General features: G+C 59.9%; 8 protein-coding genes and 1 pseudogene. 4 read left to right on the top strand and 5 right to left on the bottom strand.

All coding sequences use genetic code 11. The annotated features are described in order from the left end of the window. Positions 1 to 121: 121 nt before the first annotated feature. Both BMY54_RS07305 and BMY54_RS07300 read left to right on the top strand, forming a co-directional pair. Positions 122 to 1,543 (top strand): amino acid permease, encoded by a 1,422-nt coding sequence (locus BMY54_RS07305; RefSeq protein WP_093430607.1) that lies wholly within the window; start codon positions 122 to 124, stop codon positions 1,541 to 1,543. Between the two features lie 211 nt (positions 1,544 to 1,754). Then, the gene (locus BMY54_RS07300) at positions 1,755 to 2,117 is read left to right on the top strand and encodes a polysaccharide synthesis protein GtrA (protein WP_093430606.1); all 363 of its coding nucleotides are present in this window, start codon (positions 1,755 to 1,757) and stop codon (positions 2,115 to 2,117) included. A 36-nt stretch (positions 2,118 to 2,153) separates the two neighbouring features. On the opposite strand, the gene BMY54_RS07295 is transcribed toward BMY54_RS07300, so the two are convergent. Next, entirely contained in the window at positions 2,154 to 3,773 is a 1,620-nt protein-coding gene (locus tag BMY54_RS07295) for an FMN-binding glutamate synthase family protein (protein ID WP_093430605.1), read from the bottom strand. A 158-nt stretch (positions 3,774 to 3,931) separates the two neighbouring features. After that, a complete protein-coding gene (locus tag BMY54_RS07290; RefSeq protein WP_093430604.1) occupies positions 3,932 to 4,729 on the bottom strand; it encodes a helix-turn-helix transcriptional regulator in 798 nt (265 codons plus the stop codon). 125 nt (positions 4,730 to 4,854) lie between these two features. Between BMY54_RS07290 and BMY54_RS07285 the strand changes: the two genes are divergently transcribed. Next, positions 4,855 to 5,676, top strand: a complete 822-nt coding sequence (locus tag BMY54_RS07285; protein ID WP_093430603.1) for a carbon-nitrogen hydrolase family protein — start codon at positions 4,855 to 4,857, stop codon at positions 5,674 to 5,676. Positions 5,677 to 5,958: 282 nt separating this feature from the next. After that, positions 5,959 to 6,661 (top strand): annotated as a pseudogene (locus BMY54_RS07280) (APC family permease). A gap of 7 nt (positions 6,662 to 6,668) precedes the next feature. On the opposite strand, the gene BMY54_RS07275 reads toward BMY54_RS07280, so the two are convergent. From BMY54_RS07275 to BMY54_RS07265, 3 genes are read right to left on the bottom strand one after another with little or no spacing between them, the layout of a single operon-like run. Continuing rightward, positions 6,669 to 8,072, bottom strand: a complete 1,404-nt coding sequence (locus tag BMY54_RS07275) for an ATP-binding protein (RefSeq protein WP_093430602.1) — start codon at positions 8,070 to 8,072, stop codon at positions 6,669 to 6,671. Beyond that, positions 8,069 to 9,883 carry a DAHL domain-containing protein gene (locus BMY54_RS07270; RefSeq protein ID WP_093430601.1) on the bottom strand — a complete coding sequence of 605 codons (1,815 nt, stop codon included), beginning with the start codon at positions 9,881 to 9,883 and terminating at the stop codon, positions 8,069 to 8,071. Before BMY54_RS07270 ends, BMY54_RS07275 begins: the two co-directional genes overlap by 4 nt. After that, the gene (locus BMY54_RS07265) at positions 9,880 to 10,833 is read right to left on the bottom strand and encodes a cytochrome-c peroxidase (RefSeq protein WP_093430600.1); all 954 of its coding nucleotides are present in this window, start codon (positions 10,831 to 10,833) and stop codon (positions 9,880 to 9,882) included. Before BMY54_RS07265 ends, BMY54_RS07270 begins: the two co-directional genes overlap by 4 nt. Positions 10,834 to 10,836: the final 3 nt, after the last annotated feature.

Here is a 10,836-nt window from a genome sequence, read left to right as displayed (position 1 = left end):
GCTGTCCTGCAAGACGTGTCTGCTCACAAAGCAGGCGCGGTTTCATTTCAAGCCAGGGCTTATCGGCCGACGCTTCGACACTCGGTGGTCATATCCAATAACAAGACGAGGTTGCACCCCTATGCCAGTCGGCAATCAACTGCCTCACGGCGACACCGCTCAGGGCGGTCCGCTCAAACGCGAACTCGGCGAACGGCATATTCGCCTCATGGCACTCGGTGCCTGTATCGGCGTCGGTCTGTTTTTAGGTTCCGCCAAGGCCATCGAAATGGCCGGCCCGGCGATCATGCTGTCGTACATTCTGGGTGGTCTGGCGATCCTGGTGATCATGCGCGCTCTCGGTGAAATGGCCGTGCACAACCCGGTCGCCGGCTCGTTCAGCCGTTACGCGCAAGACTACCTTGGCCCGTTGGCGGGCTTCCTCACGGGCTGGAATTACTGGTTCCTGTGGCTGGTGACCTGCGTCGCGGAAATCACCGCAGTGGCCGTGTACATGGGTATCTGGTTTCCCGATGTACCGCGCTGGATCTGGGCCCTCGCGGCGCTGGTCAGCATGGGTTCGGTCAACCTGATCGCGGTAAAGGCCTTCGGTGAGTTCGAATTCTGGTTCGCCCTGATCAAGATCGTCACCATCATTGCGATGGTGATCGGCGGCGTCGGCATCATCGCCTTCGGGTTCGGCAATGACGGCGTGGCACTGGGGATTTCCAACCTGTGGGCCCACGGTGGCTTCATGCCCAACGGCGTGACCGGCGTGTTGATGTCCCTGCAAATGGTCATGTTCGCCTACCTCGGCGTGGAGATGATCGGCCTGACCGCCGGTGAAGCGAAGAACCCGCAGAAGACCATTCCCGATGCGATCGGCTCGGTGTTCTGGCGGATTCTGCTGTTCTACGTCGGCGCACTGTTCGTGATTCTGTCGATCTACCCGTGGAACGAAATCGGCACCCAGGGCAGTCCGTTCGTGATGACTTTCGAGCGTCTGGGCATCAAGACTGCCGCCGGCATCATCAACTTCGTGGTGATCACCGCAGCGTTGTCGTCGTGCAACGGCGGTATCTTCAGCACCGGACGCATGCTCTACAGCCTGGCGCAGAACGGCCAGGCACCGGCCGGTTTTGCCAAGACTTCGAATAACGGTGTACCGCGTCGTGCGCTGTTGCTGTCGATCGGTGCGTTGTTGCTGGGCGTGCTGCTCAACTATCTGGTGCCGGAAAAAGTCTTTGTCTGGGTGACCTCGATTGCCACCTTCGGCGCAATCTGGACCTGGGTGATGATCCTGCTGGCGCAACTGAAATTCCGCAAAGGCCTGAGCGCCAGCGAACGTGCCGGCCTCAAGTACAAGATGTGGCTGTACCCGGTCAGCTCGTACTTTGCGCTAGCGTTTCTGGTGCTGGTAGTCGGCCTGATGGCGTACTTCCCGGACACCCGCGTGGCGCTCTATGTGGGGCCTGCGTTCCTGGTGCTGCTGACCGTGTTGTTCTACGTGTTCAAGCTGCAACCGAGCAACGTAGCGCAAGGTGCGGCGCGTTCGGCTTCGTAAGTTTTAGCGTCTGCATCAACCAAGCCCCGGTCGCGAGACCGGGGCTTTTTTGTTGGCACTGTCGTAGCCCGGCGATACATAACCGCCATGGGGTGAAGTGCTGACCATTCGTCGTAATCGACCCTTGACCTGTAATTTCTGACAGTAGACCGCCAGCGCGTGATGACCTAGGTTGGCTGTTCGCCAAAAACGGCTTTGGCAAGGAACCGAGATGAAAGGATTCTCTGCATTGAGTGTGATCGGCCTCGCCGATGGACTGATTCACTGGCAAATATTTTTTGTCCTGTGCACCGCCGCGGGGCTGACTCAAGCCGCGAGTAATTTCGCCGCGTTTTGCGTGGCCGCGGCGTTCTCGTTTTACGTGAATGTGCTGTATACCTTTGAGCGCAATACGTCGATGCTTGGTTATCTTTTGTTTATCGGCGGGATGGGCGGGGTGAGTTTTGCCATCGGTTTGCTTGCCGATGCGCAGCACTGGCATGGATTGGCCACAGTGGCGTCGTTCACACTGTTCAATCTGTCGTCGGGCTACCTGTTTTTCCGGTTTGTCTTGTTGCGCCAAAATCAGCAGTAACGCGCCAGTACGTTGCGCAGACTGGCGCATTGGCCGTTACGCCGCCACCACTTCCTGCGGCTCAAAACTGTCCGCCCGCGCCATCTGCCACATCCGCGAGTAAAACTCGCCATTCACTTCCCCGGTGAGCAATTCCCCCGGTTTCAGGAACACGTGCAACTGCGAGAACAACTTGATCTCGGTCGCCGACATGCGCCGCACCAAGTGCTTGGCCGACAGTTGCGACGGATGTTCCAGCCCAGCTGCGGCAAGCATTTCCGCCAGTGCCTTGAGGGTATTGCGGTGGAAGTTGAACACGCGCTGCGCCTTGTCCGGGACGACGAGGGCGCGCTGGCGCAGGGCGTCCTGGGTGGCGACGCCGGTCGGACATTTGTTGGTGTGGCAGCTCTGCGATTGAATGCAGCCGATGGCGAACATGAAGCCGCGTGCGGAGTTGGCCCAGTCGGCGCCGATGGCCAGCACGCTGGCGATGTCGAAGGCGCTGACGATCTTGCCGCTGGCGCCGAGTTTGATCTTGTCGCGCAGGTTCAGACCGACCAGGGTGTTGTGGACAAACAGCAGGCCCTCGCGCATCGGTACGCCGATGTGGTCGGTGAACTCGACCGGTGCGGCGCCGGTGCCACCTTCCTTGCCGTCGACGACGATAAAGTCCGGGAGGATGCCGGTTTCCAGCATGGCTTTGGCGATGCCCATGAACTCCCACGGATGGCCGAGGCAGAACTTGAAGCCTACCGGTTTGCCGCCGGACAGTTCACGCAGTTGCTGGATGAACTGCATCATTTCGATCGGCGTGGAAAACGCGCTGTGACGTGACGGCGAGACGCAATCTTCGCCCATCAGGATGCCGCGTGTTTCGGCGATTTCCTTGGTGACTTTGTGTTTGGGCAGGATGCCGCCGTGGCCGGGTTTCGCGCCTTGGCTCATCTTGATTTCGATCATCCGCACTTGCGGGTTCTGTGCCTGGGTGGCGAAGCGTTCCGGGTCGAAACGGCCGTCGCTGGTGCGGCAGCCGAAGTAGCCACTGCCCAGCTCCCAGGTCAGGTCGCCGCCGTGTTCGCGGTGATATGGGCTGATGCTGCCTTCACCGGTGTCGTGGGCGAAGTTGCCGAGTTTCGCGCCCTGGTTCAACGCGCGAATGGCATTGGCGCTGAGCGAACCGAAGCTCATCGCCGAGATGTTGAATACCGAGGCCGAGTACGGCTGACTGCACTGCGGGCCACCGACGGTGACGCGGAAACTGCTCGGGTCGCTCAGCGGTGCCGGACGCATCGAGTGGCCGATGAATTCGAAACCGGATTGATAGACATCGATCAGCGTGCCGAACGGTTTGTCAGCGGTTTCGTTTTTCGCTCGCGAATAGACCAGCGAGCGCTGGGCGCGGGAGAAGGGCAGGGCATCGCTGTCGGACTCCAGCAGGTACTGGCGGATCTCCGGGCGGATGCCTTCAACCAGATAGCGGATATTACCGAGGATCGGGTAGTTGCGCCGTACCGCGTGCGGGCTTTGCAGCAGGTCGAACAGACCGATCAGGCTCAGCACGCCGGTGACGGCGGTGATTGGCCATAGCCAGTCATGTTCGAGGAAAGGCAGGCTGGCGAGGGTGAAAATCACGCAGACGGCAAAGAAGGCGTAGCGGCTCAGGAGTGACAGGCTCATACGGTTTCCTTGGTTCGGACTCGGAATAATCAGCGCCGCAGTTCCTTGTGGGAGCGAGCTTGCTCGCGAATGCGGTGGATCAGCCAACATGAATGTTGGATGTGATGGCCCCTTCGCGAGCAAGCTCGCTCCCACAAAAAAGCTTAAATCGCGCTGTTTCAGGCGTTTTGCGCCTGAAGAAAAATCGAAAACAGCTCGGACTGGGATTTGATTCCCAGCTTGCTGTACATGTGTTTCTTATGGACTTTCACGGTTTCTACGGAGATTTCCAGCTTACGGGCGATTTCTTTACTGGAGCAACCGCTGAGCATCAAACGCCCGACATCCAGTTCCCGGGCAGTCAACTGCGTGCCCTTGAGTTGCTGCACCGACGCCTCCAGTTGCACCCGCCAGTCAGCCCGGGCAGGGGCGGCGAGGGCCACGGTTTCGTTGATCTCGTAGGGCAGGCGCTGGCGCAACAGGCCCAGCACCCAAGGCTGAATCAATGACAGCAGGGCAATCTGTTCGCCAGTGAAACGTTTTTCACTGCCCAGCGACAGGCACAACGTGCGATCACCTTCGAGCTGACAATTGAACTGGATTTCATCGGCCACGACATTCAGACGAAAGTATCGCTGGTAATACTCGGTCAGTTCGAAATGCTCCGGCGCCACTTCCGAGAGGCGATACAGACCGGTGCGGGTTTGCTCGCGACAGGCGATGTAGAACGGGTCGAGCAGGTACAGACCACGCAGATAATCCTGAAACAACTGATCGGGGCTGCCATCTTCGCCCGGGCATTCGGCGAAGACTTGCGGGTGTTGATCGGCGCTGAACAGCAGCGCCACCCAGCTATCGAACGGCACGTACTGATCGAGCAGACGCACCAGTTGCGCCCAGAAATTCGGCTTGTCCAGCGCATCGATAAGTTGCCCGACGGCGCGGTGCCAGGTGATGTCGTCAAACGAAAGTGTCATCGATCTACCCCTATCGGGTTACCCCGGCCGCGTAATTCCCTGGCCGGCTGCTTGCTGCGCATACTGGCCCACAGACAGCCACCGGGCAATCTTTCAGCGCCCGCCGCTTATCACAAGGAATTCCCATGAAAGTCGAACTCGCGCAATTGGCAGGCCGTGACAATGCCACGGCCTACAACCTCGGACGCGCACTGGCAGCGATTGCCGCGTGTGCGGCCGACACGCAATTGATCGTGTTCCCGGAGACCCACCTGATGGGCTTCCCGACGGCCGAAACCGTGGCGCAAACCGCCGAACCGCTCGACGGCCCGACCGTCAGCGCGGTGCGGGCCGCGGCGCGTGAACGCGACATCGCCGTGGTGATTGGCATGGCCGAGAACGACAACGGTCGCTTCTACAACACCACGTTGCTGATCACTCCTGAAGGCATTGCCCTGAAATACCGCAAGACTCATCTGTGGGCGTCGGATCGCGGCGTGTTCGAGGCCGGCGACCTTTACGCCACCTGCGAGTGGAACGGTGTGCGCGTTGGCCTGCTGATCTGCTACGACATCGAGTTTCCGGAGTCGGCCCGTGCCTTGGCGCAACTGGGTGCCGAGTTGCTGATCGTGACTAACGGCAACATGGACCCGTACGCGCCGACTCACCGCACCGCGATCATGGCCCGTGCCCAGGAGAATCAGGCCTTTGCGTTGATGGTCAATCGCGTCGAGGCCGGGGATGACGGTTTGATGTTTGCCGGTGGCAGTGCGCTGGTCGATCCGCTGGGGACGTTGTTGTTCGAGGCCGGGCGTGAGGAAGGGACGTTCTGCGTTGAACTGGATTTCGCGCGGTTGGAGATTGCGCGCAGGGATTACCGCTATCTGGATGATCAGCGCTTGAAGTTGCCGGGGGAGGTGCTGGAGCACGGTGATGGTGTTCGCGAGTTGTTGATTCCACGCCGTTGACCACTGCCCTCACCCTAGCCCTCTCCCGGAGGGAGAGGGGACTGATCGAGTTGATTGCTCGAGTTACGCCGACCTGAAGCAACGGGTCGAACTCAGGTTTTACCCGATCGTTCCCACGCTCTGCGTGGGAATGCAGCCCGGGACGCTCCGCGTCCCAAGAGCGGACGCAGAGCGTCCATTGAGGCATTCCCACGCAGAGCGTGGGAACGATCAGCCACACCCGAAAACATTCGCCGAACCCGGCTCTGCCATAAATCCAATAACATTCGGAGTAAGTCGCCCATGGCTCGTTTGCAACGCACCCTTTCATTAGGGGCGGTGGTGCTGTTCGGCATCGCCTACATGACGCCGATCATTGTCCTCGGCACCTTCGGCATCCTCGCCCAGTCCACCGCCGGCATGGTCCCCGCCGCGTATCTGGCGGCGCTGGTGGCGATGTTCTTCACCGCCATGAGTTACGGGCGCATGGCCGCTGCATTCCCGTCGATCCCGCAATGGATCTGGGTGCTGGCCTTTATCGGCATCACCAGCGCGATCAACATCATCGGCCTGAAACTGGCCAACGGCATCAACGCCTTGCTGATGCTGGTGCAGTTCCTCGTGCTGATCGCTTTCGTCGCGCTGTGCGTGCACTACATCGGTGGCGATGCGAGCACGCCGTTGTGGTCGATCAAGCCGTTCTTCAACGGCGACATGCAGATGCCGCTGATCATGAGCGGCGCGGCCATCGCCTGCTACTCGTTCCTCGGCTTCGATGCGGTCAGCACGCTGACCGAAGAAACCCGCGATCCACGCCGCACCATCCCGCGCGCTGCTCTGCCCGTTGATCGGGCTGGTGGCGGACTTGTGGCTGATGGTCAGCCTCGATCACCTGGCGGTGTACCTGGGCTTGAGCTGGCTGGCGATCGGCGTAGTTTACCTGGCAGTACTCACCGGTGGTTTCCGTCGCCAGCCACCGGAAATGGACTTTCAGGAAGCGACCTGAGGCGTCTTCAGGCCGCGGGCCGGTTCTGACGCATCGGCAACTCGATGCGAAAGGTCGTGCCCACCCCGGGTTCGCTGCGTACCGAAATGTCGCCACCGTGCTTTTTCACAATGCCGTAGGACAGGGACAGGCCCAGCCCGGTGCCCTGGCCGACGGGTTTGGTGGTGAAGAACGGATCGAAGATTTTCTGCAGGATGTCCGGCGCAATCCCCGCGCCGGTGTCGGCGACTTCCACCCACGCCGTGTCTTGTTGTTGCCCGGTGCGCAAGGTGATGGTGCCGCGTTCGGGGCCCATGGCCTGCGCTGCATTGACCACCAGGTTCATGATCACCTGATTGATTTGCGACGGCAGGCATTCGATGTCCGGCAGGGGCTGGTACTCCTTGATCAGGTCGGCCTTGTACTTGAGTTCACTGGCGACAATGTTCAGGGTCGACTCGATGCCTTGTTGCAGATTGGCCCACTGCCATTGCTGCTGGCTATCGACCCGGGAGAAATCCTTCAGGTCCTTGACGATCTGCCCGACCCGGCCAATGCCTTCCTTGGATTCGCGGATCAGTACCGGAATGTCTTCGAGGAGAAAATCCAGATCGGCGTCTTTGCGCAATTGCTCAAGCCGCGCCACGGATTCGCTGTCTGGTGTTGGCCCAAGCGTCTGCCAGGCATCGAGTACGCTGAGCAATTGTTTGAAGTAGCCGTCGAGGGTGCCGAGGTTGGAGGAGATGAAGCCGATCGGGTTGTTGATTTCATGGGCCACGCCCGCCGCCATTTGCCCCAGTGAGGCGAGTTTTTCCGACTGTACCAGCTGACTTTCCAGTTGCTTGCGCTCATCGATTTCCCGTTGCAGGTCTTCGCTGGCCTGCTTGAACTGGGCCGTGCGTTGATCGACCAGATGTTCCAGGTGATGCATTTGCAATGACGCGCGTTCGGTCATCTGCCATTTGGTCAGCAGGGTGTTGGCCATCTGCTGCACTTCGATGTTGTCGAACGGTTTCTTCAGAATCAGCAAGCGGTCATGCGCCTGCAGACGCTCCAGCAGTTCATCCCAGGAATAATCCGAGTAGGCGGTGCAGACCACCACTTGCAACTGTGGATCCTGCAGCCACAGATGCTCGATGGTTTTCGCGCCATCCCAGCCGTCGGGCATGCGCATGTCGACAAAGGCCAGCGCATAGGGGCGTTGTTCCGCCAAGGCCTGGTTCAGCTTGCCCAGACCTTCCTCGCCGCCATAGGCCGAGTCCAGCTCGAACGGCGGACGTTCGGCGCGCACCTGAGCGCCAAACAGTGCCGCTTCCATCTCGTCCAGTTCCACGGACTGCGCCGCCGGCGGCGCGAGAATCTTGCGAAAGTCTTCATGGATCGACGGCATGTCGTCGATCAGCAGAATGCGGCGATTCGACAGCTCGCTCATGCGCTCTCCGTGACGCTGATCAGGGGGATCTGCAAGGTGAACAATGCACCCTGGCCCGGGCCGTCGCTGTGCGCGGTGAGGTGGCCGTTCATCTCGATGGCGGCCAGGGCGCAACTGTGCAGACCGAAGCCGTGGCCTTCCTTGCGGGTGGTGAAACCGTGGGCAAAGATTCGCGTCATGTTTTCCGGCGAAATGCCTTCGCCGTCATCCTTGACGCTAATTTCAAGGAAGGTGTCATCGACAATTTTGACCGCCAGGGTCATGGTCCGGGGGCGGTTGCTGAGGTCGGACATGGCGTATTTGGCGTTGCTGATGAGGTTGATCAGGATCAGCAGCAAACGGTGTTTGTCGCCCATCACCTGCGGCACGTCAGCGTACTCCCGGACCACCGTGACGTGGTGCCGGGTGAGTGCCCCGGCGTTCATGCGCAACGCGTCTTCGAGCAATTCGTTGATGAACAGCGGTTCGGTCATGCTGTTGGCACCGGCATAGGATTGCTGGGTGGCGACGATGTCCTTGATGTGGTCGACGCTTTTGTTCATCTGGTTCAACTCGTCGAACATTTCCTGCTGTTCCTGGGTAATGGCGACCACCAATTGGTTGAGGTAGCCGGGGAGCAATTTGCCCTTGGCGTCTTCGCTGAGGAACACGCCGAGGTCATCCGGGTGTTCGTTGATCAGTTGCATGGCCTTGCCCAGGCCTTGGGCCTTGCTGTTGCGCAGCTTGCGCGTAATCAGGTCGCTGGAGATGTTCACGCTGTTGAGCACGTTGCCGACGTTGTGCAACACATTGGTGGCGATTTCCGCCATGCCGGCCTGACGTGCCGCGTCGAGCAGTTCGCTCTGGGCGTCCCGCAGTTCCCGGGTGCGTTCTTCGACTCTTTGTTCCAGTGCATCGTTGGCCGTTTGCAGGGCGTTATTGACCCGATTGATTTCGGCGAAACTGCCGATCAAACGAATGGCCAGCCACACCAGTGACAACACCAGCAAGACCGAAAACAACAGCAGGTAGAAGTGGTATTGCCGGTCGACCCGATCGGCGCTTTGCTGGTCGTGATCGAGCATGGTGGTGATGTTGTCGAGGCGCTCGGCCACGGGGATGTTTTCGATGCTTTCGAGCAACTGATTGACCACTGGCTGCTCGCGTGCAATCAGCGAGATATGGCTGCTCAGGATTTTGATCGGGGTCTGAAACGCGAGCGGCAGGCGTTGTGCATTGACCTTCAGTTTGTTCAGGCCGACCTCGATGTCGGCGGCCCGGTCGTCGGAGGTGATCTGGGCGAATTCGAGGGCGCTGAGCAGCAGGTCGTAGGTGTCGGTGGTGATGTTTTGCAGCTGCAATTTATCGAAGTCCGACAGGCTGGCCAGTTGCTGTTGGATGTCGTCTTCAGCGGTGGGCAAAAAAGCCAGGGAGTTGCGTAACAGTGCGTTGTGCGATTTGAACTGTTCGACCAGACGGGTCTTTTCCTGCATCGCCTGCAGGAAGCTTTCGTGAGCATCGTTCCATTGCGTCGAATCGTTGCGCCCATGCCCGGACTCGATCGCGTCGAAGCGCGCCCAGAGCCGGTTCATCTCATTCATCGGTGACACCAGTGGATCGTAGTTGTGGGTCAGTGCCACCCTGGCCTTGAGGATCTCGTTCTCCCACTGCGAATTCTGCTGTTTGATCTGCCGGATCAGATCCCGCGATTCGGTGTACGTCATGCTCTGGTCAGAGCTGGATTTGAAGTACAGAAACAGCAGGATCGAGGCCAGCGCCAAGGCCACCAGGGTCAGCAATAACAGGCTGCGTCGCCGCGAGATGTTGATCATGGCTGGACCTCCCTTTGGCCGGTCAGGGTTGTGAGGAACAGCATGATCAGCCGTTTGTCCTCAGCGCTCGGCATCCGCCCCAACTGGTACTGGAACATCACATCCACAGCGCGTTCGAGGGTAGGGGCCGATCCGTCGTGAAAGTACGGCGCGGTGATCGCGACATTGCGCAGGCTCGGCACTTTGAACACGGCCCGGTCTGCTTCATCGGCGGTGACGTTGAAGCGGCCCTGGTCGGCCACGGTCGGGTTGCCGCGATCGGCAATGTAATCGCCGAACACGCCGAATTTCTGGAACATGTTGCCGCCGATGTTGACCCCCTGATGGCAGGCAATGCAGCCGTACTCCTTGAAGCGCTGGTAACCGTACTTTTCCTCCAGAGTGAGGATGTCGGTGTTGCCGAGCAGGTATTGATCGAAGCGTGAGTTGGGCGTCAGCAAGGTGCGTTCAAAACTGGCCAGCGCCTGCTGGACGTTGGCCTGGGTCACGCCGTCCGGGTAGGTGGCGGCGAAATCACGACGATAGTCGGGGTCGTTGCCGATGCGTTCGATCACGGTGCGCCAGTCGCTGCCCATTTCATGGGGGCTGGTGATGACGACGTTGCTCTGTTCCTCCAGCGTTTCGACGCGGCCATCCCAGAACTGGCGGAAATTGAGGGCCGCGTTGAACACGGTCGGTGTGTTGACGGCCACCGGTTTGCCGTCGAAGCCCAGAGACAAGGCGCGGCTGTCGGCACCGTTCTTGTCGAGTTGATGGCAGCTGGCGCAGGACAGCGTGTTGTTGATCGACAAACGTGGTTCGTGGAATAGCCGTCGACCGAGTTCCACGCGCCGGGGATCCTGCTGCGGCACCGCGGGCAGCGGTTTGAGCGGCTCGTCCAGCGGCTCGGCACTGGCGCCGATACAGACTCCGCACAGCAGCAACGCCATGCCGTAATGGAAAAGGCTCATCGG

Origin of the sequence: Pseudomonas sp. ok266 (assembly GCF_900110195.1) — a bacterium.
Taxonomy (GTDB): Bacteria; Pseudomonadota; Gammaproteobacteria; order Pseudomonadales; family Pseudomonadaceae; genus Aquipseudomonas; species Aquipseudomonas neuropathica.
This window is presented reverse-complemented; position numbering and strand designations above follow the sequence as displayed.

Bases quoted from the DNA above. Each gene is read 5' to 3' on its own strand.
- BMY54_RS07305 (WP_093430607.1), top strand. From the start codon at position 122: ATGCCAGTCGGCAATCAACTGCCTCACGGCGACACCGCTCAGGGCGGT.
- BMY54_RS07300 (WP_093430606.1), top strand. From the start codon at position 1,755: ATGAAAGGATTCTCTGCATTGAGTGTGATCGGCCTCGCCGATGGACTG.
- BMY54_RS07295 (WP_093430605.1), bottom strand. From the start codon at position 3,773: ATGAGCCTGTCACTCCTGAGCCGCTACGCCTTCTTTGCCGTCTGCGTG.
- BMY54_RS07290 (WP_093430604.1), bottom strand. From the start codon at position 4,729: ATGACACTTTCGTTTGACGACATCACCTGGCACCGCGCCGTCGGGCAA.
- BMY54_RS07285 (WP_093430603.1), top strand. From the start codon at position 4,855: ATGAAAGTCGAACTCGCGCAATTGGCAGGCCGTGACAATGCCACGGCC.
- BMY54_RS07275 (WP_093430602.1), bottom strand. From the start codon at position 8,072: ATGAGCGAGCTGTCGAATCGCCGCATTCTGCTGATCGACGACATGCCG.
- BMY54_RS07270 (WP_093430601.1), bottom strand. From the start codon at position 9,883: ATGATCAACATCTCGCGGCGACGCAGCCTGTTATTGCTGACCCTGGTG.
- BMY54_RS07265 (WP_093430600.1), bottom strand. From the start codon at position 10,833: ATGAGCCTTTTCCATTACGGCATGGCGTTGCTGCTGTGCGGAGTCTGT.